We start from the raw sequence: 20,401 nt of genomic DNA on the forward strand, positions 1-20,401 counted from the left end.
GGAAACCGGTATGTCATCGGGGCATTCAAGGGAAGTATGTTACCGTAGCATACGGCGTTCACAGGCTGTCCGAGGCGTCGGAAAGCCTGAACTCAGCTTCGACATTCGTCGCGCTTGGCACCGGCAAGCCGGCCCGCCGGAGTGCAGCGATCATGCGCATGCTGTCCTGCGGCCTCAAGTTTTTCTTCCGGTTCTCGGCCACGATATTGGGCAGGTAATCGGGGCGCATCTCCATGAAGATCTCGCCTTCTCGCTTCGCCTCTGCAAACAGCCCGGCCTCGGAATAGATGACCGCCGCAACGGCATGGAAGAGCGGAAATTTCTGCAGATCGGCTTTGCGGATCAGCCGCACCGCCATCTCATGATCCCGGAGCATGCAGGCGGTCAGGGCGCGCGTCCCGAAATAATATCCGGCTCCGCCGGGATTGAGCTTGATCGCACGATCCAAAAGGTCGGCGCCACGTTCCCACTTCCCCGACAACGCGATGCGCGTTCCCAGTTCTCCAAGGAATTCCGTATCGTTCGGATTGGCGATAAGCGCCTTCTCGCCGACCTCGAGCGCCTCCTTCGGCTCGTTGTTGAAGAACAGCGCGGTCATGAGCGCCTGCAGAGCGCGCGTATTGTCGGGTTCGAGTGAGACCGCCCGCCGCGCCGTACCGAGCGCGCGTTCCATCGCGGGAGCCTCGTCACTTTGCGGATTGAACTCGAACCGGCTCTCGTCGAGATGAATGATCGAGAGCATTGACCAGGCCGTCGCATAGGCGGGGAAACGCGCCACCGCGCTCTGCAGGCAGTTGCGGGCGATCAGATGCACTTCCGGGTTCAGTTCCTCGCGGTAGGCGTAGAAACGCAACATGCAATCATGGACGCCAAGATCATCCGGCGGCGGGTTGGCCGCTAGTGATTTGGCGATGACGCCATAAGGCTGGGCTATGGCCGTCGCGACCTTGCTGGCGACGTCGGACTGTATGGCGGAAAGTTCGTGCGCGTTCAGCTGCTCATCGTAGCTCCGCGACCACAGGATGGAGCCGTTGGACGTATCGACAAGGCGCGCGGTCACACGGAGCTTGTCGCCGCCGACGCGAACTCCACCTGCAAGAAGGTAGTGCGCGCCCAGTCCCTCGCGCACCTGCGATGCCGCGACGCCGGGAGACAGTGCCTTCGACGTCTCGCGGCCGAAGACTGTGATCTCCTTGAAACGGGGAAGGGCGGTCAGGAGCTCTTCGGTCAGCCCGGCGGCATAAAGTGCAGCTTCCGCACCTTCGCCCAGACCCGCGAAGGGCGCGATCACGAGCATCGGTTCATCTGGAATTACCGTCGTCGAACCGCTGGCGCCGGGACCTGTTATAACACCCATGTAATAACCAAGCGCGGTGCAGGACAGCACCCCCAACATGGCGAGTAAGGTCCGGCCGGAATGCCGCCAAGCAAACACCCGGCCAGCGGCGGTCTCCCGTTTCGGCTCATTGTCGACCGCTTCTTTCGGCTCGTCGTTCCAGTTGAAGGTCGGTACATAGCCGCCCTTCGGGATATCAATACGGATCGGGTCATGCTTGCCTGCAATAAGATAATAGCGTTCGATCACCCGGCGCAGTCGTCCGGCTTCGATTCGAACGACGGGATCGTCCTGGGAGAAGCCCGTGCTCCGGCTGAACACCTCGATCGCGACTGAATAGGCCTTGAGCCTGGAGGCGCGTCCAGCCAGCGTTTCTTCCGTGACATATTTCAGGAAGGCTCCGCCCCGCCCGCCGCTAGGGAACTCATGGCTGGAGAGTATGCGCTCAAGCTGGGCCCGGATCTCGTCATGGGTGGGACACGGGCGCTCGCGCGGACAGTCATGCATTGGCCCTGGAGTCTGCACTGCCCCTCCTCATTGTCCCAATTACGTGAAAATCCACTGCAAATGTTAGAACCCCGGATGCAACCTATCGCTGAAAGCGTAGCACGTCCATCTTGAACGGGATTTTAGCCGGCAGGCGGCGAAGCCATGTTTCGACGCACATGCTGCATGTCACCGGCAGGTTGCGCGGCGATCATCCGGCCGCAAGCACATTGCGGTGAATGCGATGTAACATTCCCGATTGGTGGGGGCTCAGCCGTTTCGCCAATCCCCGCGAGCAGCCATCCGCAAAAGGCCTGTCGGAATATGGATTAAGTCCATATGGGGATGCGCCATATCGATGGCCGGAAATACCGCCGAGCATCGATAGCGCACAGGCCTGTTTCTGAATGAGAGGATGGGCCGGCCAATGGCTTCGAGCGACAATCCTGATCACCACTTGAACATCGCCGTGACCCTGTTCTCGTTACCTTGAAAGTCCACGGCCATCCGCGTTAGCGCTCGGCGAAGGAGAATTTTGCGGGTGCTCGGACGACCTTGCCGTCGATGACAAGGGACAGCGTGATGCCGGCTGCAGGGCTCTCTGCCACCCCGCATCGCCGTCACCCTGTTCGCCATGCATCAAAGATTATCGCGGGCAGACGTCCCAGAAACCTGTTTTTTTGGTGCTATCGGTATAGTACCAGCACATGCCGGATTGCGGCGGCGTTCCGGCAACCGAGGCGGCCGCTGCGCCTGCAATAAAGCCGATCGCGGCGCCGGCGGCAACGGCCCCGCCCGCCGGCCAGTACCGACGCGGGTTCACGACGACCACACCCCGCATGACCGGTGGGCGGCGAACTGCGACAGCGCCGCCGCGACCGACGACGGCGCATCCTCTGGCCCCGCAGCCACCCACCGCCCGGCGGGCTTCGGCCGGGGTGGGTGCAAGCATGGGTGCGGCCACCATCATGAACAGGGCGGTAGCCATGACTGCGTTCTGGAAGCGCTTGATGATCTTCATGAGATCCGTCCTGGTTGACCTGGTTGGGGCACCGCATGCTGGAACCGATAAGAGATAGGTGATCATGCTCCATCGAAGGGAAATAGGAGCGTATGTTACGGTATGCTACGGCGTAGCGGCGGGCGTCGAGGAGGGAACGCCGACACGGATCGCCCTGGAGAAGTCGGGCGTTAATCCAATAGCCCGCGCCCGCTCGCCGATCCTGGCAATCTCGCGCAACCGGCCCAGCGGCATCGAGGTGTCGATGGCGCCGTGATCATAGGCATAGTCGGGGAGATACCCGTTGACGATCAGCCGCCAGTCGAACGGTACCTTGTCTCCGGCAACACGCATCAGCCTTGCGACAGTCGTCGTGCAATTCGTCGTGATCGAATTGTAGAACTGCGGTGTCCGGGCCAGGGCATTGGCCTCGGCGACATATTCGAGCAACAGGTTCCTGGCTTGCGCCGGGGTTGCCGTTAACCGATAGATCTGGACGTCCTCCCCACGCATGTTCGAGCGGACGCCGACAACGTCGCGTTCGTCCGCGGCAAGGATCACCAGCGGATCGTTCTTGAAGAGATCGGCAAGCGGCGAGAACCCGCCACCGATTTTGTGGCGGACCTCGATCGACCAGGCGAGTTGCTCGCCGTCTTCGAAGCCAAAGCTGAAAATAACATGCGCGATCTTCGGCCCTGCCCAGTAGGACATGAACAGATCAACAGTCCTCACCGTGTCGAGATCATAGCTGCGTGTCTGCCACCGCTCGGTAAAGTCCGTCTCGCTCCGCCATTGGAAATCCCGAAGATCGGTGAGCGTCAGGGTATCGCCTTCGATCCTGCCTGTGACCTGCCGGGCGACATCGGGTGCCCATTGAGCATTTTCGTCCGGCTTTATCGTGCTCCACCAGAAAAGAACCAGGACGAAAACGGCAGCAAACGAAAAAATGGCTTTCATGCGCAGCCGACTGGCAAGCGCCGCCAGAGTGAAAAGGCCGAAGACAAGGAAGACGCCGGCGGCAATTGCCCGTCCGATATCGGGCAGGGGCAGGCGATACCAGAGGGCCAGGGAACACCAGATTGTCAAAGCCGCCACGATCAAGGCGACCGCGAACAGAAATATGATCGCCATCTGTCGAGGCATGTTTTTCCTTTTCGATAGCCGCCGTGGTGCCGATGAGGCGAGATTTGCGGCTTCAACACGCCGCAGGGAATGGCACGCCATTCGCCATAAGGATGACACGGAATTCGGCGGAGACCATGTACATTACAGTAACCTACGGCGATGTTCCGGCTGTCGACCGCGCATGTGTGGTCCATTCGGAGATCGGACTGTTGGCGCGCCAGCCATACGCGCCGCAAAATGGGCAACGCCGACAGTCCGCACGAACAGATGATACGGTAACATACGGGCGTTTCTGTCGGGATCGGCTATTCTCAGGCGCGGAACCAATTCCGGAGTTTGGCCAGGCAGGTCGATCGGGGGGACAGGCGGAATGACAGGACTTCGGAAAGGATATCACGCGCTGGCAGCAGCTCTCGCAGCGGCAACCCCCGCGACGGCGGCCGACATCTCGCAGCCGGGATCGGCCGTCATCGACAACGGCTGGAAATATCAGGTTACGCTAGACGCCTGGTTGACAGGCCTGAATGGCGACATAGGTGTCCGCGGCCTTCCGGCGGCGGCGGTCGATGTCTCGCCTCTGGACGTGCTCGAGAACTTGGACGGCGCGTTTGCGGGGTCCTTTCAAGCGGTTGGCGATCACTGGCTTCTCTATACGGACATCATGTGGGCCAGGATTTCGACCGATGCCGATGTCGGTCCATTCGGCGGAACCGCTGACTTCGAACAGAGGCAGATCGTGGCGACGGCGCTTGTCGGCTACGAGGTGCCGATCAACGTCGAGAACATACAGCTCTACGCGACGGCCGGCCTTCGCTACCAGCACAACAAGGTGGAACTCGACATCAATCCCATATTCTTTCCGGCGATCGACCGCAGCGGTTCGCAAAGCTGGGTCGATCCACTCGTCGGTCTCACCATGCATTATGACATCAATGAAAAATGGTTCGTGGACGTCATGACCGATGTCGGCGGCTTCGGCGTCGCCTCGGACATCACCCTGCAGGGAACCGCGACGGTCGGCTACAACTGGACGGACACGATCGCTTCGTCTTTCGGCTACAAGGCGCTCTACACCGACTACACGGAGGGCGGTTTCCGCTATGATGCCACCCAGCACGGCATCTTCACGCGTCTGGCGGTGAGGTTCTAGCCAAAACTGGGCCATCCTCGCTGGAAGTCTCATCCAACAGCCCGTGTAACCGCAATCTATTTCCTTCGGGCCAAGGGGACGCACGAACGACGAAACGCAATATCATGGCATCACTGCTGGGTCGGCACGAACCGCTTAACCGGTTCAGCTGCAGTAGCCAGCGTTATTACAGGATCAGCCAAACGTGACTTCATCGAGCGTGCGGTGGAGGTCGGCGGCCTGATGTTGCTCAGTCCGTTCTTTCGACGCCAAAAGACTGTCGAGTTCAGCCTTGATTGAGCCAAAGCGCGCAATATAGCGATCCGCCTGCTGAATGCTCAGACCATATTCACGAGCAAGCTGTGAGGATGAGTAGGTTCGTATGCGTTCCGGCTCGGCGAGCGGCATTGGATTCTCCTTTGAAAGGAAATACCTGTGACCCGCCTCCTGTTCCGAGCGTCGATGAAACCACTCCGCGCCTGTACGTGAGCGGCATCTCGTCGCGTATCGGCCGATACGCGGCTCGAGCTCGGTGATTTCGGGGCTGAAGCGAGTCTCCATTCCGTCGCAAGCCCGGAAAATTTCGGCCGACAATTCGCTGCGGGCCAGCGACAGCCTAGTCTCGGGACGCGGCTGGGAAACGTCTTCGTCGGACGGCCGGACCGGTTCCAGAATCTAACGGAATTATCACCCTGATGAGCCTGTCAAGCGCGGCGATGGGCAACCTTCGATAGCCTGGCGATATTCCTATGAAATTCCTATTTTTTACCGCCCCGGTCACTCTCGAACGCCTATCCGGTTCGGGTGCATATCTAGTTGCGAGACAATCATCGTCTCCACGCGCTTTCGCGCGCCGCCAAGATGACCTCGCGTCACAAGGTCGAGGTGAGTATCCCGGAGCATCTACTGATGCTGCGGGTCGATCCCGTCCTTTTCGAGCAGGTGCTCTTCAACCTTATCGACAATGCCGCCAAATATGCGCCGGAAGACACGACAATTACCATCCGTGGCTGGAAAGACGGAGATGCCATCATGCTGTCGGTTGCCGACGAAGGTTCCGGCATCCCGCCCAATGATCTGGAGCGGATCTTCGACAGTTTCTATCGCGTGAGAAAGGGCGATCATGTACGCGCCGGAACGGGTCTGGGCCTTTCCATATGTCGCGGCTTCGTGGAGGCGATGGGTGGCACGATCACCGCCGCAAACCACCATGGGGGTTCGGGCGGTCTCTTCACGGTTCGCATGCCGGTGCCGAAGAATCCGCCTATCCTGGGAGAAAACGAATGACCAGCACGGCCGTCCGCATCCTGATCGTCGATGACGAACCGCCTATCCGCAAATTGCTGCGCGTCGGGCTCTCGACGCAGAACTATGCCATCGTCGAGGCAATGAACGCTAAAGTGGCGATGGAACTGGTCATGTCGCAAAAACCTGATCTCATCGTGCTCGACCTCGGCCTGCCGGACATGCCGGGACACGATCTCCTCGCCAAGTGGCGCGGGGAGGGGCTTGCCCTGCCGATCGTCATTCTTTCGAGCCGGACCGAGGCGGGTATCGTGAGGGCGCTGGAGCTTGGTGCCGACGACTACATCGCCAAACCCTTCAGCATCAACGAACTGGTTGCCCGCATCCGAGTAGCGGTGCGCCACCGGCTGCAAAGCCAGGGCGAGCTTTCGGTCGACCTCGTCAAGCGCATCGTCAGGGTCGCCGGACGGGAGGTGAAGCTGTCGCCGAAGGAATACGGCATCCTGCGCATCCTGGTGCAGCATGCCGGCAAGGTGCTGACCCATCGGTTCTTGCCCGAGCATGTCTGGGATGGCCTTACGGATGTCCAGTATCTGCGCGTCTATGTCCGGCAGTTACGCCAGAAGATCGAGCAAAAGCCCGACCAGCCGCAATATATTCTCACGGAAACGGGTGTCGGATACAGGCTCGCCGAAGCGAGCTGAGACAAGCCAGCGGAGCAGTCCGAGTTTGGATGTCTCATGAGCGTCCTGCGGCCGAGATAGAACGACGTCTACTGCTGCTGCAGCAAGCGGGTTACCGTCTCCAGAAGACGTTTTTCCTGATAGGGCTTGTCAAGAACCGCATTGAACATATCGGGATGCGATCGACCGATGCTTCCTTGCGCACCGCTGACGAGGATGACCGGGATTTCGGCCAGCGCGTCGTCGCTTCGGATCGCCTTGGCGAGTTCCAGGCCGGTCATCAACGGCATCATGAAATCCGTGATGACCAGGTCCGGACGTTTTTCCCGCACCAGGTCGAGAGCAGCCAGCCCGTGAGCGGCCGGGGCGACGTCATGGCCGGCGTCCTCCAACATCATCACCAGCACTTCCGCGATGAGGAATTCGTCCTCGGCTATCACGATCAGCGCCATGGCGGGAGCTCTTCCAAGAGTTTTGTCACGCGGTCAGGCACCCAATGGTTTTGCAAGACCGGTCGCGGCACCTTCGACCGGCTCAAGCGGTAACGACACCGCAAGCCCGTTGTTCCCGATGACCAGTTCGTGGATGACAGGTTCGAAGTCGCTGTCCCTGACCTTCAAAATAGAAAGTGTCCGCTTGTAGCGCGAGCTTACCTCGACATGCCGCAGCATCAGCAGATTGTCGAGCAGGCTAGAAACTTCCGAACGCGGGGTGGATACCGTCGGGCCGAAGAGATCACGCAGCTCCCACGTCGCGATCGTGGTCACACCGAGAGACCGAAGCTCGTTGGAAAGCGCCGCAAAGAATTCGACGAGACGCTGCTGATAGATCGCGGCCCGCTCGAAGCCGCCAAGGCCGTCGATTACCAACCGTTTGATGCCGCGCCCCCTGACTTCATCCAGCAGGCGATGGGCCAGTTTATCCAGCAGGTTTTCAGTCATCGGGTTCCAGAGGAAGCCGAGGGCGCCCGAATGGAGGAGAGGCTGCAAATCAAGGCCGATTGCTCTGGCCTTGCCGTGAAGGCGCGCCGGCGTCTCATAGAATCCGAAATGCAGGCCCGGCTCCGCTTCGCTCGACGCACTCAGGAAATTGAGGCCGAGCGTCGTCTTGCCACATCCGGATGGGCCAAAGACCAGACTGACCGAGCCTGCGGGAATGCCGCCGCCGAGCAGTCTATCGAGGCCGTCGACCCCCGAGGGGACGGTGCCCGTCACCAGGGTTTCGGGCTGAGAGGGATGCGCCAGGGCGATTTCCAGCCGCGGATAGACAGTAACACCGGAGGAGCCGATATCGAACTGATGAAACCCGTCAAGAGCGCGACTGCCTCTCGATTTCTTCACATGCAGGCGTCGAACGGAGCGCACGCCTGCAAGCTCGTTGTTCAACTCTATGACGCCGTCGACCATGGTATGCTCGGGGCTGTCGTCGGCAAGGCGGGTGCTGGTGAGGAACAGCACCGTGCAACCTGCGAATGCGGCCTGGCTCTGAACCTCCGCCACGAAGGTTTTGACGTCGAGCGCGCTATCGGCGCGATCACGCGCGTTAAGGAGACCGTCGAACACAAGCAGGGTTGCGCCCTGCCGGCTGATTTCCTTTCGTATCAAGGAAACGACCGCCGGAAGCCCCTGATCGCGCAGCGTCTGGAAGACGCTGACATAGGCGATTTCATCGCCAAGCCTGGACGGATCGAAGAAGTCGAGCGTGCCCAGAACCTGAAAGAGGCGATCATGCGTCTCCGCCAGCAGCGTTACGTAGAGCACTTTTCGGCCAAGCGCGACATTCGCAAACGCAATATGGTTCGACAGGATCGTCTTGCCGGCGCCCGGCTGTCCCTGGACGATATAGGAAGCGCCCTCGACAAAGCCTCCCCCGAGTATGGCGTCCAACCCTTGGATGCCTGATGTCAGTCGTGGAAGTTCATGCATTGAGATCGTCCCGGAGAGCCCTTGCGCCCACGGAGTACCCTAAGGTCCGATGCCGAAATTGCAAACGCCAATTGACCGGGACGGATGCGGAAATCCCTTCATCCACGAAACGCTTTCGTATCGTGCCGTCTGGAATCCTCGACGATCATGAATATCGAGGCTTGCTAGCCTCATCATTGGCGAACCGGCTTGTCGGACGCTCCGTCCGCGGGGCGAGGACCGCTCGTCCCGCCGGCTCGTTGATGCCACCCCGATCCTGTTTCAGATCTCCAGGCCCGCCTTGCGGCGCTCGATCGCCGAGACGAAATGGAACCCGATCGTGCGCAAAGGCTCTGGCGCGATCCAGGAGGCGGAGCCCATGCTCTGCGCCATTGCCTGATGGTCATTGCCTTTGCCCAGCATGAGTTCGGCCAGGTGACGGCCGAGCATGGTACCCTTGGCGATGCCGCTGCCGTTGCAGCCGCCCGACGCGTAGAGCCCCTCCTCGAGTTGCCCCCACCAGGGAGCGCCGTTCATCGTGAAGGCGGTGGTGCCGCCCCACAGATATTCGAATCCGATATCCTTCAGATTGGGCCAGCGACGCTCGAAGCGATCCCGGAGCATGGCCTTGGCCCGCCCTTCGTCGATCTCGGCTTCATGCGCGTAAAGGCTGCGTACCATCACCCTGTTGCGACCGATGCGTCGCAAGGTGGTGCCCAGCCGATGCGACGGCAACAGGCCCCAGGCTTCGGATTCGCCTATCTCGCCGAGCCGCCCGTCCGGGATTTCCTCGGTGACGGCCGCATATGTGTAGATCGTCGCCATCCGCGATTTGAGATAGCCGAATTTGGGTATGAACCCATTGGTGGCGAGCGCCAGCTGCTTGCATTTCACCACCCCGCCGGACGTCTCGAATATCCAGCCGCCGTCCTTCCTGCGGATCGCCGTCACCGGCGTATTCTCATGGAGCGCGACCGACGACGGCAGCGCATCCGCGAGCCCCCGGATCAGCGCGGCCGGTTGCAGCAGGACCGTGTCCTGCATATGGATGCCGAACCGGTAATAGGGCGAGCCGATCCGGCGGTGGATATCATCCCGCGAGAGCACGGAATGGGCAATGCCGTTGGCCTGGGCGACCTCCAGAACCTTCCGCAGCGAGGCCTCCCCCTGTTCGGTGGCAGCCCCCCGTATCGATCCGGCCTGCTGTATGTCGCACTCGATCCCATTGTCGCGGACAATCGACATCAGCCAATCATAGGCTTCCCTGAAGAAGGTGGTCTGCACCTGCGCCTTCTGCGCCATCTCTATCGAGGCGTTGCGCGGCAGCACATGCGCGCCCGTGAAGCCGGAATTGCGCGCGGACGCCCCCTCGCCAACCGTCGTGGCTTCGAGCACAGCGATCCGCGCCTGAGGATCGAGTTCCTGCAGCCGCCGGGCAACCGCAAAGCCCGTATAACCGGCGCCGACGATCGCATAATCGACCGTCAGGCTGCCATCCAGGGCTGCATGAGGTTCGCGGGGCGGCAGCATCGCATTCCAGCCGCAAAGATTGGAATATTTCGGGAAGGTGAGTTTTGTCATTTTTGATGCCTGAATGAGGATCGGGGCTGCCAGATGAAGCAGCCCCGGACGAAATGATCAGTCCTTGAAGTGTGCCTGCTCGGTCAGCAGCGGTCCGAGGGACATCGATCCCTTGAGTTCGAACCCCCAATCGAGCTTCTCGTTGCGGGTCCAGACCTGCGCAGTCTCGGTGACCGGGATGCCGCAAACGTCGGCGACGATCAGCTTCTGTGCCTCCTGCCACAGCTCGATCTGCTTTTTCGCGTCCGTTTCGGTGCGGGCCGCCTCGATCTGCTTGTCGGCGACACTGCAGTGACTGAAATTGGTCACCTGCGCCGGCTGTCCGATCGCGCTGGCCGAGTGAAAGAACTGGGTCAGATAGGTATCTGCCACCGGGAACCGCGCCGCGCCGTAGTCGACAAGCGGGCTGAGATCCTTGCGGATCATCTGGTGCCAGGCCGCATGCTCCACCGGCTGGAGATCGAGCGTGATGCCGGCCTTCGCGAGCTGTGCCTGCAGGATCTGGTCGGTCGTCGCATAGCTCGGCATCTGGCTGGCGATCATCTTGATCGTGATGCCGTCCGGGAACCCGGCCTCCGCCAACAGGGCCTTCGCCTTGTCGATGTCGTGCGGCAGTATGCCGGGCTCCGGATTGAGACCGAGATTGTTGGACGGGATGACGGACTTGGCCACGCGGGTAAATTCGGGGCCACGGAACTGGGCGATCTGCGCCGGATCGACCGCATGGGCGATCGCCTGACGCACACGGATATCGTCGAATGGCTTCTGGGTCCGGTTGACGTGCAGGACGGTCAGTTCCGACGGATCGAAAATATCGATCGCAGCACCCGGGGTTGCCTGCATGCGTTGCAGCCACCGCTGGTCGGTCGATCCTGCCGCTACGTCGATTTCGCCTGCAGTGAAGGCAAGGTCGCGGCCGGCAGCGGCGTTGAGGAAGCGATAGGTGACCTTTTCGATCTTCGGCTTTCCGCGGAAGTATTCGTCATGCGACTTGAAATGGACAGCCACGCCCGGCTCGATGGACTCGAACTGGAACGGGCCGAAGCCGACCGGGTTGCGGGTAAAGCCTTCGCCGCGCTCTTCATACGCCTTCTTGCTGATGATGAAGCCACCCGAATAGTTGGTCAGCAGCCCCAACAGGCTCGGCACCTGATTGGCGAGCGTGATCTTGACCGTATGCGCATCGACCGCCTCGACGCTCTTGATCGCCGAATAATCGGTGGCAAAGGCCGAACGCTTCGGATCGGCGGATTTCTGCAGGCTGAAAACGACATCGTCAGCGGTTACTTCACCGTAACCGTGCTGCCACTGCACACCTTCACGCAGCTTGAACGTCCAGACCAGATTGTTGTCGGTCGCTTCCCAGCTCTCGGCGAGATCCGGCTCGATGGTCGCCGGATCGGTAGAGCCGGGGGCAAAACGCACAAGTGCGCCGTAAATCCAGGCCACCAGCGTGCGATCCGATGTGCTGGATGCAAAATGCGGATCGAGGTTGCCGATATCCGCCGAGGCGGCACCGACCCTGAGCTCGGTCTGCGCGGCGTTGGCCGGCAGCGATGCCAACCCTGTGCAGGCCATCAGGACGGCGAGCGCCCCGGAGAAGATGTGCTTGTTGTATGTCATTTAAGAGTTCCTCCTCATTTTCAATTATACGTTTCTGACACTGCTAAAGCTGCGAGCAACGGGCCGAACCCGTTTTCACCGAGACCGCTGATCGCCGAGACGATGCCTTGCTGATGTTGCGAGGTCAGGCTGACCTTGCCGATATTGATGAATTTGTTTGCGACCTGGTCCCAGTTCATCGGGTTCGCCACGTCGCCGAGCGGATAGTCCACGACCATCTCCTCGACGCCGTCGCCCTGGTCCATCAGGATGCGGGCGGGCGTGCGAACAGGAAACGAGGTTGCGAAATCGTGGGAAGCTTCCAGCTCGATCCGGCTGGCGAGCCTGATGACCTCTGGGTCGTTCAGGCTGCTCACATCGACGGGCTGCAACGCCTCGCGACCGCGCAGGGCAGCGAGCGCGCAGCTGAAATAGAAGCTGTACTGACCGCCCTCCAGGGAACTGGGCGCTCTCTCATTGGCAAGACGCAGCCCCTGGGGAAAGGTTTCGATCCGCAGATGCTTGATATCGCGGCCGTTCTGCCGGAGCGTCAGGATCGCATCGATGGCGGCATGCATGTAGCGGCAGCACGCATAGGGTTTCAGGTAACATTTCTGCAACTCCCATGTCGTGCCGAGGCTTCCGAGAAGGATGGAGCGGTCGTAGCGATCTTCCCGGTCGAGCAAGTCGAGCGGGCCGGTTGCTCCGGCGCGCGCGCGATAGGCCGCGGTCACGCCTGCAACCACGGCCGGCGGAATTCCTTCCTTCACCGTGCTGCCCTGGAATTTCGAGGAACCGGTTGGAAAGACAATCGGGCCTTCGCTGCCGGCGATTGCCAATGCATGAGCCATCTGAATGGCGTCGAGCCCAAGCAGACGACCGGCGCTTGCGGCAGCGCCGTACCCCACCCATCTGCCGCTCGCATAGGTTTCGATCGTGGCGGTCGGGCGCGAGGCCGCGACGCGCAAGGCCACATCGTAACCCAGGGCGATGGCGTCGAGAATATCGGCGTCAGACGCCTTTATCGCTTGTCCGACCGCAAGGGCAGCCGGGATGACGCCGGCACCGGCATGGCCGGCAGCGCCGCGGTGACCATCGTCAATGTCGAGCGCGCTGGCAGCGGCGCTGTTTGCCATGGCGGCGCCGGCAACGCTCAGGCGCCTGTTGGTCAGCCAGACCTGGGCGTCTCCATCTCCGTAGACGTCGGATGCGGCCTGTCGCGCCGCTGCCGCAAGCGGAGAACGCAGACCGGCTGCGGTTGCCCCCACGAGATCGAGAAGCAGCAGCGAAATGGCTTCTCGCGCCTCTTGCGGAAGCGCTCCCTTTGGTTGGCCGCTGACGAATGCGGCAAGTTGGGTCAAGGCATGCATTTAGGCGCTCCTGCGGATCAGTTTGTCTGGCGGATAAAATGGCCCTCTGAAGCCCTGCCCCAACTGGCAGCAGGGGCGGCATATCCCACGGGCTTCATCGGGCTTCGCGGCGGGGCCGTATCGGCGGCCCGGTGCTGCCGCGTCTCACGCATGTTCGGATGCGTGATGGGAATGGCTGACAGAAGACGCTGCGTATAGGCGTGGCCGGGACGGCCGATCACTTCATCGCGCGGGCCGATCTCGACGATCTCGCCGAAATACATGACGGCGACCCGGTCGCAGATGCGCTCCACCGCAGCCATGTCGTGACTGATGAAAAGATAGGAGACGCCGAACTCCTTCTGCAGGTCGATCATCAACTCGATGATCTGACCCTTGATCGCCACGTCGAGCGCCGACACGGCCTCGTCGGCGATGATCAGCTTCGGCGCCATGGCAAGAGCGCGGGCGATGCAGATGCGCTGCCGCTGTCCACCGGAGAATTCGTGCGGCAGACTTGTCGCCCGGTTCGGATCCAGCCCGACGCGTTCCATCAGCCATTCCATCCGCTGGATGGCGGCGCGCCCTGTTTCGATCCCATGGACATGCATCGGCTCGATGATCGCGGATCCGATCGTTTGCCGCGCATCCAGGGACCCGAAGGGATCCTGGAAAATCATCTGCGCCTGCCGGCGCATCTGGGCGAGGCTTCTCGGATCCTTGTAATCTATGGTCTGGCCGCAAACCTTGATCTCGCCGCCATGGACGGGGGCAAGGTTTATGATCGCCTTGCCGATCGTCGATTTCCCCGAGCCGGATTCACCCACCAGCCCCAGCGTTTCGCCCTTCCCGATGGAAAAGGAGACGTCCTCCACGGCGTGGACCGCACCTTTGACGCGGCCGAGAAGTCCGCCATGGACCGGAAACCGGACCGCGAGATTGCGCACTTCCAGAATCGGCTCATCGGCAATCTGGATCGGCAGGTCGCCGACCGGCTCGGCGGGAACGGTGTTGATCTGCAATTTTCCGGCAAGGCTCGGCGCGGCCGCGATGAGGCTGCGGGTATAGGGATCCCTGGGATTGCCGAAGACCTCGTGAACGCTGCCATGCTCGAGCACCCGACCATGCCGCATGACCAGGACATCGTCGGCAATCTCCGCCACCACGCCCATGTCATGCGTGATGAACAGGACAGCGGTTCCGGTCTCGCGCTGCAGTTCCTTCAGGAGGTCCAGGGTCTGCGCTTGCACGGTGACGTCGAGCGCGGTTGTCGGCTCGTCGGCAATGATCACCTGCGGATTGCATGCCAGCGCCATGGCGATCATCACGCGTTGCCGCATGCCGCCCGAAAATGTGTGCGGAAATTGCTTGATGCGCTCCTCGGGGTCCGGAATGCGCACCTTGCGCAGCATTTCGAGCACTGCCTCGCGCAGTTCCTGGCCTCTCAGTCCGCGATGGATGCGGATCACTTCCGCCAGCTGGGTTCCGACGGTCTGCACCGGATTGAGCGAGGTCATCGGCTCCTGGAAGATCATGCTGACCTGGCCGCCGCGTACCCGTCGCATTTCCGCTTCCGACAGTTTCAAAAGGTCACGCCCGCCGAGCTTTATCGAGCCTTGCGCCGTTGCGATATTCTCGGGCAGAAGCCGCATGATCGCCAGCGACGTCACGCTCTTGCCCGAGCCGGATTCGCCGACAAGGGCCAGCGTCTTTCCCGGGCTGATATCAAAATTCATGCCATGAACGACCTGCTTCTTGGCAAAGGAAACACTCAGATCTCTGACTTCGAGAACGGGACGGTCGGTCATCAGCTTGCGTCCTTCAGGCGGGGATCGATCGCGTCGCGCAGGCCGTCGCCGATCAGGTTGAGTGCGAGAACCAGGAGCAGGATCGCAAAGCTTGGATAAAGCGCGAGGTGGAAGGAACTCAGAATATTGTCGAAGCCTTCGCGAACCATTCCGCCCCAGGTTGGCGTCGGCGGCGCAAGGCCGAGACCGATAAAGGCGAGCGAGGCTTCGGTACGCACGGCGGTCGCCATCCAAAGCGAGGCCATCACCATGATTTCCGGCAAGATGGCCGGCAGGATGTGGCGGAGCAGGATGCGGGTGTCCGAGAACCCCATGGCGTGGCAGGCCTGCACATATTCACGGTCGCGCTGGGTAATGACGCCGGCGCGGGCAATGCGGGCAAAGGCCGGTATGGCGGTGAACGCAATCGCTATGACGATGTTCGTCAGCGTCGCGCCCATCAGCGCCACAAGCGCCAGGCCAAGGATCAGCGACGGGAAGGCCAGCACGACATCCATGATCTGCATCAGGATGATGTCGGTCCTGTTGCCGACATAGCCGGCGATCATGCCGATCAGCGAACCGATGATCAGCGCCACCACGATGGCCAGGAAGCCGATGGTCAGCGAATATCTGGCGCCGTAGAGCAGACGCGAAAGCACGTCCCGCCCGAACTGATCCGTGCCAAGCAGGTTTTCAGCGCTTGGCGGCGACAGGTAGAGGATGATGTTCTGGTCGTTCGGATTGTAGGACGTGATCAGCGGCGCAAAAATCGCGCAAAGGACGAGCACTGTTACAATGACCATGCCGAGCCATGTGGAAAAATTCAGCCGCTTCAGAAGCGCCCATCTCGGTTGCGGTCGACCTGCCGTCGGGGTCGGAAGTGTGGAGAGGCTTGTCATTTGTACTGAACCCTCGGATCGAGGAAACCATAGGTGAGGTCGGTCACAAGGTTCACCACCACGACCATCATGGTGTAGATGACGATCATGCCCTGCAGCAGCGTATAGTCGCGTTGCGTCAAGGCGTTGAGGATGAGCTTGCCGAGACCCGGCCGCGAGAAGACGATTTCCGTCAGCACCGAATTGCCGATCAGAATGCCCAGATAAAGGCCGACGACAGTGGTGATCGGTATCATGCAATTGCCCAGCGCATGGCGCCAGATGACGGCATGATGCGAGGCACCCTTGGCGCGGGCGGTGCGCACGAAGTCCTGGTTGAGCACTTCGAGCATTGCGGAGCGGGTGACGCGGGTAATGTAGGCCATCATGATCAGGGCCAGCGAGATTGTCGGCAGCGCCATCTGCCTGAGGCGATCCAGAAGACCATCGCCGCCACCGGAACTGATGACGGGAAACCAGCGCAGGTTGATCGCAAAGATCATCAACAGGATGATCGAGGCGACGAAGGCTGGCAGCGACAATCCAAGCAGCGAGACGAACCGCAGGATGAAATCCGCCGGCCGGTTGCGCTTGACCGCCGCCCAGACCCCTGCCGGAACGCCGAGCAGGACGCCCAGAAACAGCGACGCGATCGTCAATTCCAGCGTATAGGGCAGCACGCTCGCGATCTCGGCCGTGATCGAGCGTCCGGTGATCATCGACGTTCCCAGATCGCCCTGCAGGACGCCGAGCATGAACTGCCCGTATTGAACGAGGACCGGCTTATCCAGGCCAAGCCTGTGATGTAGCGCCGCGATGCTCTCGATGCTGGCCTGGTCACCCAGAATGACCAGTGCCGGATCGCCGGGCAGAATTCGTACGATCAGGAATACGAGCGTCAAGACGCTGAAAAGCGTCAAGACCGCAAATCCCATTCGCTTGATCAGGAATGACACCATTCGGCCGTCCTCGCTGGTCACAAAAAGGGGAGAAGCAAACGGACAGGCGCTCAACGCCCATATCGAAAGAGGGGCGTGCGCGCCGCGGCTTCGAACGTCCTCCCACATTTCGAAACCGCATCACTTGAAACGAATATCAGCGGAAAAACTTGCGCAAGTCAACGAATTCCTTTTATTAGAATGGATTTTATGCTACGTTCTAATTATTAGAATTTGGATCTTGAAATGTCCGTGAACGCTTCATCCAACGCCGTACGTGCGCTCGACATCCTCCTTTTTCTTGGGGAAGGTGGCCCCGACGGGTTCTCGCTGGCGGATATTTCCGAGCAGATCGGCGAGGCAAAGCCGGCGGTTCATCGCAGTCTGTCTTCCCTGTTGCAGAAGGGTTTTGCGGAACCAGCTCCGCGCCATGGCCACTACAGGCTGGGGCCAGCAATACCGATGCTTGCGCGCCGCCAGGAACGGCTAGAACCACTGATTCTGAAGTTCCGGCCAGGCATGGCGGAATTCGCGCGACGGACCGGGAATACGGTTTACATGATGGTTCAAGCGGGCGTCGATGCGGTTTGCGCGGAGATGGTTTCCCGCTCACCGCGACGGCAATTCACGATGGGTGTCGGAGGGCGCGTCCCGATGGGCATCGCGGCCGGAAGCGTCGCTTTGATGTCGATCATGCCGGAGGCGGAGTGCCTTCAATTGCTGAATGCGAACGCGGCGCGCTATCTGGCCCATCCGTCCGTCCAGCATGTCGATCGCACCATCGTGGAATCGCAGATAAAAGATGCGCGCCAGCGGGGTTATGCCGTCAACATGGCCTACTACCTTCCCGGCGAGGGCGGGCTCGGACTGCCGATCTCCGGCAAGAACCCCTATGAGCTCAACGTCGCGATCTCTTTCACCGCGCCTCTCGAATTGATGACCGAAACCTGGATGCAGGACGTCATAGGCGAATTGAGAGACTGCATGGGCGCCGCCATCGGGTAGGCAAAAGCCTGAACGGGAAGCTATCCGCACACAAATCCAACCTGATCCGCAACAATTGGAGGAAGAACAATGGGAATTGAACGTCTCGACGTGAACGCAAGACGCAGCCGCTTGGTGAAATATAACGGCGTCTGCTACCTGTCGGGCCAGTTCTCCGATTCCGACGGCGATATCGCCGAGCAAACGAGAGACACCCTGGCAAAGATCGATGACCTCCTCCGCCGCGCGGGCACGGACAAATCAAGGCTGCTCACCGCACAGATATGGCTTCGGGACATGGCGGATTTCGCCGGCATGAACGAAATCTGGGATGCCTGGGTAACGGCGGGCGATCCCCCGACCCGCTGCTGCGGGCAAGTCCTGATGGCCGATCCCGATATGCGCGTCGAGATCGTCGTCTCGGCCGCGATCGCCGAATAATCCCCTCCCAGAACTGAAACGGCGCCATTCATGGAAATGATTTTCGTGAATGGCGCACCGATTATCCCGCGAACCCGGTCGACCGCCCGGAAGAGGCGGGGAGGCTGAAGGTGCTGTACCAGCACCCAATATACGCCTCCGGCGATGCGTATCACGCACCCCATCGGCCCATGGGCCAATGCCACAAACCCGGCCATCTGCGACACCGACTGGAACTCCTGGGCAAATTCGCCGTTAACACGCTGTTCTCAACTCTGCAGCTGCGATTTTCAGCGAACCGGAAGGGCACAGCATGTCTCGTCCAACGAAGATCACGCCGCCAGGACTGACAAGGCGTACACTCATGACCGGGACCATCACTGCCTCCGCCATCCCCTTTCTGGCCGCCGCTGCCGATCGACCGGAAACGGCGAGACCGTCGGGATCAGCCGGGAATGCCGGCACGACCGTGTCCATGCGCCTCAACGGCCAGCCCTATCAGTTCAGCGTCGATGCGCGCACCTCGCTCCTTGATCTGCTTCGTGACCATGCCGGTCTGACCGGGACCAAGAAGGGATGCGACCATGGTCAATGTGGGGCCTGCACGGTCCTGACCGACGGGCAGCGCACGCTGTCCTGCCTGAGCTTCGCCGCGATGAACGAAGGGCGTGAAATCACGACGATCGAGGGACTGGCTACGGCCGCGGGCGAACTGCATCCGATGCAGCAGGCCTTTATCGATCACGATGCCTTTCAATGCGGCTATTGCACGCCGGGCCAGATCCTCTCCGGCATTGGCTGCGTCAAGGAAGGACGCGCCGACAACGATGCGGACATCCGTGAATATATGAGCGGCAATCTCTGTCGGTGCGCCGCCTATCCTAATATCGTGGCTGCTGTGAAGCAGGCTCGCCACGAGATGGAGAAGGCCTGATGCTGCCCTTCAGCTACGAGAGAGCCGAAACTCTGGATGACGCACGCAAAGCCGTGAGTGACGGCGGGGAACAGCCGCCGACGAGCGCAGCCGTGCAGTTCATTGCCGGCGGCACCAATATGTCGGATTATATGCGTCTTGGCGTGAACCGGCCGGCGCATCTGGTCGACATCAATCCGATACCGGATTCCTCGCTTCGGACAATCGCGATCACGGAGTCGGAAGTCCGCCTCGGCGCGCTGGTGCGCATGAGCGAGGTCGAGGATCACCCCGGGATCAACCAGCGATGTCCGATGCTGGCCGAGAGCCTGAAGCTGGCGGCCAGCCGCCAGATCCGCAACATGGCAAGCCTTGGCGGCAACATCCTCCAGCGGACACGATGCGAATATTTCCGCGAAACCAGTTGGCCCTGCAACAAGCGTGACCCCGGATCGGGATGCGCCGCCATGGATGGTTTCAACCGGCAGCATGCGGTGCTCGGGACAAGCGATGCCTGTATCGCCACCTATCACGGCGATTTCGCGCAGGCACTGATCGCGCTGGACGCGTCGGTCGAAATACTGGGGCAGGCCGGCAGTCGTCGGATGCGCTTTGCCGAACTGCATCGCCTTCCGGGCGATCGGCCGGAGATCGAGACCGTCCTGCGGCCGGATGAGATCATCGTTGCGATCGCCGTAAGCCTCCCGGCCTGGGCAGCAAGGTCCGGTTATCTGAAAATCCGCGACCGGCAATCCTATGCCTTCAGCCTGGCATCCGCGGCCGTCGCTCTCGATCTTTCGGAAGAGACTGTCCGCGATGTGCGCATCGCTCTTGGCGGCGTGGCTACTGTTCCGTGGCGCGCAACGGAGGCGGAAGAGGCTCTGAAAGGCAAGGCGCTGACGGAAGAGACGGCCACCAAGGCGGCCGAGATCGCCTTTTCCGGGGCAAAACCGCGCCAGCACAATGCATTCAAGGTCGAACTCGGCAAGCAGACCCTTGTTCGCGCGCTGATGGATGTCGGGCAGATGAGGATATGAC

The 20,401-nt window shown here is 60.9% G+C and carries 18 protein-coding genes and 1 pseudogene; 7 read left to right on the forward strand and 12 right to left on the reverse strand.

All coding sequences use genetic code 11. The features are described 5' to 3' along the window. Positions 1-58: 58 nt before the first annotated feature. The 3 genes from ASD31_RS18155 to ASD31_RS18165 all read right to left on the reverse strand — a co-directional run bounded on the left by ASD31_RS18155 (position 59) and on the right by ASD31_RS18165 (position 3,965). A complete protein-coding gene (locus tag ASD31_RS18155) occupies positions 59-1,843 on the reverse strand; it encodes a hypothetical protein (protein WP_056336929.1) in 1,785 nt (594 codons plus the stop codon). Between the two features lie 625 nt (positions 1,844-2,468). Next, positions 2,469-2,843 carry a hypothetical protein gene (locus tag ASD31_RS18160; protein WP_056336931.1) on the reverse strand — a complete coding sequence of 125 codons (375 nt, stop codon included), beginning with the start codon at positions 2,841-2,843 and terminating at the stop codon, positions 2,469-2,471. 105 nt (positions 2,844-2,948) lie between these two features. Continuing rightward, positions 2,949-3,965, reverse strand: coding sequence for a DUF4105 domain-containing protein (locus tag ASD31_RS18165; protein ID WP_056336935.1), 1,017 nt, complete (start codon positions 3,963-3,965; stop codon positions 2,949-2,951). A 352-nt stretch (positions 3,966-4,317) separates the two neighbouring features. Here ASD31_RS18165 and ASD31_RS18170 point away from each other — a divergent pair, with 352 nt between their 5' ends. Then, positions 4,318-5,097 carry an outer membrane beta-barrel protein gene (locus tag ASD31_RS18170; protein WP_056336938.1) on the forward strand — a complete coding sequence of 260 codons (780 nt, stop codon included), beginning with the start codon at positions 4,318-4,320 and terminating at the stop codon, positions 5,095-5,097. A gap of 174 nt (positions 5,098-5,271) precedes the next feature. On the opposite strand, the gene ASD31_RS18175 is transcribed toward ASD31_RS18170, so the two are convergent. Next, positions 5,272-5,484, reverse strand: a complete 213-nt coding sequence (locus ASD31_RS18175; RefSeq protein WP_056336941.1) for a hypothetical protein — start codon at positions 5,482-5,484, stop codon at positions 5,272-5,274. A gap of 432 nt (positions 5,485-5,916) precedes the next feature. Between ASD31_RS18175 and ASD31_RS18180 the strand changes: the two are divergent. After that, positions 5,917-6,363 (forward strand): annotated as a pseudogene (locus tag ASD31_RS18180) (sensor histidine kinase); the annotation flags it as partial. Further along, entirely contained in the window at positions 6,360-7,025 is a 666-nt protein-coding gene (locus tag ASD31_RS18185; RefSeq protein WP_056336947.1) for a response regulator transcription factor, read from the forward strand. The pseudogene ASD31_RS18180 and the gene ASD31_RS18185, both read left to right, overlap by 4 nt. A 68-nt stretch (positions 7,026-7,093) precedes the next feature. Here ASD31_RS18185 and ASD31_RS18190 read toward each other — a convergent pair whose 3' ends face one another. The 8 genes from ASD31_RS18190 to ASD31_RS18225 all read right to left on the reverse strand — a co-directional run bounded on the left by ASD31_RS18190 (position 7,094) and on the right by ASD31_RS18225 (position 17,067). Further along, positions 7,094-7,456: a response regulator gene (locus ASD31_RS18190; RefSeq protein ID WP_056336950.1), complete on the reverse strand. Its 363-nt coding sequence runs from the start codon at positions 7,454-7,456 to the stop codon at positions 7,094-7,096. Positions 7,457-7,489: 33 nt separating this feature from the next. After that, positions 7,490-8,929: an ATPase domain-containing protein gene (locus ASD31_RS18195; protein ID WP_056336954.1), complete on the reverse strand. Its 1,440-nt coding sequence runs from the start codon at positions 8,927-8,929 to the stop codon at positions 7,490-7,492. Between the two features lie 261 nt (positions 8,930-9,190). Next, a complete protein-coding gene (locus tag ASD31_RS18200) occupies positions 9,191-10,489 on the reverse strand; it encodes an NAD(P)/FAD-dependent oxidoreductase (RefSeq protein WP_056336957.1) in 1,299 nt (432 codons plus the stop codon). A gap of 57 nt (positions 10,490-10,546) precedes the next feature. Continuing rightward, positions 10,547-12,112, reverse strand: coding sequence for an ABC transporter substrate-binding protein (locus ASD31_RS18205; RefSeq protein WP_056336960.1), 1,566 nt, complete (start codon positions 12,110-12,112; stop codon positions 10,547-10,549). Between the two features lie 20 nt (positions 12,113-12,132). Next, a complete protein-coding gene (locus ASD31_RS18210) occupies positions 12,133-13,461 on the reverse strand; it encodes an MmgE/PrpD family protein (RefSeq protein WP_056336963.1) in 1,329 nt (442 codons plus the stop codon). A 17-nt stretch (positions 13,462-13,478) separates the two neighbouring features. Then, the gene (locus ASD31_RS18215; protein WP_056336966.1) at positions 13,479-15,248 is read right to left on the reverse strand and encodes an ABC transporter ATP-binding protein; all 1,770 of its coding nucleotides are present in this window, start codon (positions 15,246-15,248) and stop codon (positions 13,479-13,481) included. Next, positions 15,248-16,129 carry an ABC transporter permease gene (locus tag ASD31_RS18220; RefSeq protein WP_056336970.1) on the reverse strand — a complete coding sequence of 294 codons (882 nt, stop codon included), beginning with the start codon at positions 16,127-16,129 and terminating at the stop codon, positions 15,248-15,250. The genes ASD31_RS18215 and ASD31_RS18220 overlap by 1 nt, the downstream gene beginning before the upstream one ends. Then, entirely contained in the window at positions 16,126-17,067 is a 942-nt protein-coding gene (locus ASD31_RS18225; RefSeq protein WP_056336974.1) for an ABC transporter permease, read from the reverse strand. The genes ASD31_RS18220 and ASD31_RS18225 overlap by 4 nt, the downstream gene beginning before the upstream one ends. A 225-nt stretch (positions 17,068-17,292) precedes the next feature. Here ASD31_RS18225 and ASD31_RS18230 point away from each other — a divergent pair, with 225 nt between their 5' ends. The 4 genes from ASD31_RS18230 to ASD31_RS18245 all read left to right on the forward strand — a co-directional run bounded on the left by ASD31_RS18230 (position 17,293) and on the right by ASD31_RS18245 (position 20,400). After that, on the forward strand, positions 17,293-18,051 hold the full coding sequence (locus ASD31_RS18230) for an IclR family transcriptional regulator (protein WP_056336979.1): 759 nt from the start codon (positions 17,293-17,295) through the stop codon (positions 18,049-18,051). Positions 18,052-18,120: 69 nt separating this feature from the next. Continuing rightward, positions 18,121-18,471 (forward strand): RidA family protein, encoded by a 351-nt coding sequence (locus ASD31_RS18235; RefSeq protein ID WP_056336983.1) that lies wholly within the window; start codon positions 18,121-18,123, stop codon positions 18,469-18,471. A gap of 343 nt (positions 18,472-18,814) precedes the next feature. Continuing rightward, complete coding sequence (locus ASD31_RS18240; protein ID WP_156392706.1) at positions 18,815-19,384, forward strand: (2Fe-2S)-binding protein; 570 nt, start codon at positions 18,815-18,817, stop codon at positions 19,382-19,384. Then, positions 19,384-20,400 carry an FAD binding domain-containing protein gene (locus tag ASD31_RS18245; protein WP_056336991.1) on the forward strand — a complete coding sequence of 339 codons (1,017 nt, stop codon included), beginning with the start codon at positions 19,384-19,386 and terminating at the stop codon, positions 20,398-20,400. The genes ASD31_RS18240 and ASD31_RS18245 overlap by 1 nt, the downstream gene beginning before the upstream one ends. Position 20,401 lies beyond the last annotated feature (1 nt).

The organism is Rhizobium sp. Root482, assembly GCF_001426565.1.
Lineage (GTDB): Bacteria > Pseudomonadota > Alphaproteobacteria > Rhizobiales > Rhizobiaceae > Pararhizobium.

Coding starts and splice junctions, on each gene's coding strand:
- ASD31_RS18155 (WP_056336929.1), bottom strand. CDS start 1,843: ATGCATGACTGTCCGCGCGAGCGCCCGTGTCCCACCCATGACGAGATC.
- ASD31_RS18160 (WP_056336931.1), bottom strand. CDS start 2,843: ATGAAGATCATCAAGCGCTTCCAGAACGCAGTCATGGCTACCGCCCTG.
- ASD31_RS18165 (WP_056336935.1), bottom strand. CDS start 3,965: ATGCCTCGACAGATGGCGATCATATTTCTGTTCGCGGTCGCCTTGATC.
- ASD31_RS18170 (WP_056336938.1), top strand. CDS start 4,318: ATGACAGGACTTCGGAAAGGATATCACGCGCTGGCAGCAGCTCTCGCA.
- ASD31_RS18175 (WP_056336941.1), bottom strand. CDS start 5,484: ATGCCGCTCGCCGAGCCGGAACGCATACGAACCTACTCATCCTCACAG.
- ASD31_RS18185 (WP_056336947.1), top strand. CDS start 6,360: ATGACCAGCACGGCCGTCCGCATCCTGATCGTCGATGACGAACCGCCT.
- ASD31_RS18190 (WP_056336950.1), bottom strand. CDS start 7,456: ATGGCGCTGATCGTGATAGCCGAGGACGAATTCCTCATCGCGGAAGTG.
- ASD31_RS18195 (WP_056336954.1), bottom strand. CDS start 8,929: ATGCATGAACTTCCACGACTGACATCAGGCATCCAAGGGTTGGACGCC.
- ASD31_RS18200 (WP_056336957.1), bottom strand. CDS start 10,489: ATGACAAAACTCACCTTCCCGAAATATTCCAATCTTTGCGGCTGGAAT.
- ASD31_RS18205 (WP_056336960.1), bottom strand. CDS start 12,112: ATGACATACAACAAGCACATCTTCTCCGGGGCGCTCGCCGTCCTGATG.
- ASD31_RS18210 (WP_056336963.1), bottom strand. CDS start 13,461: ATGCATGCCTTGACCCAACTTGCCGCATTCGTCAGCGGCCAACCAAAG.
- ASD31_RS18215 (WP_056336966.1), bottom strand. CDS start 15,248: ATGACCGACCGTCCCGTTCTCGAAGTCAGAGATCTGAGTGTTTCCTTT.
- ASD31_RS18220 (WP_056336970.1), bottom strand. CDS start 16,129: ATGACAAGCCTCTCCACACTTCCGACCCCGACGGCAGGTCGACCGCAA.
- ASD31_RS18225 (WP_056336974.1), bottom strand. CDS start 17,067: ATGGTGTCATTCCTGATCAAGCGAATGGGATTTGCGGTCTTGACGCTT.
- ASD31_RS18230 (WP_056336979.1), top strand. CDS start 17,293: ATGTCCGTGAACGCTTCATCCAACGCCGTACGTGCGCTCGACATCCTC.
- ASD31_RS18235 (WP_056336983.1), top strand. CDS start 18,121: ATGGGAATTGAACGTCTCGACGTGAACGCAAGACGCAGCCGCTTGGTG.
- ASD31_RS18240 (WP_156392706.1), top strand. CDS start 18,815: ATGACCGGGACCATCACTGCCTCCGCCATCCCCTTTCTGGCCGCCGCT.
- ASD31_RS18245 (WP_056336991.1), top strand. CDS start 19,384: ATGCTGCCCTTCAGCTACGAGAGAGCCGAAACTCTGGATGACGCACGC.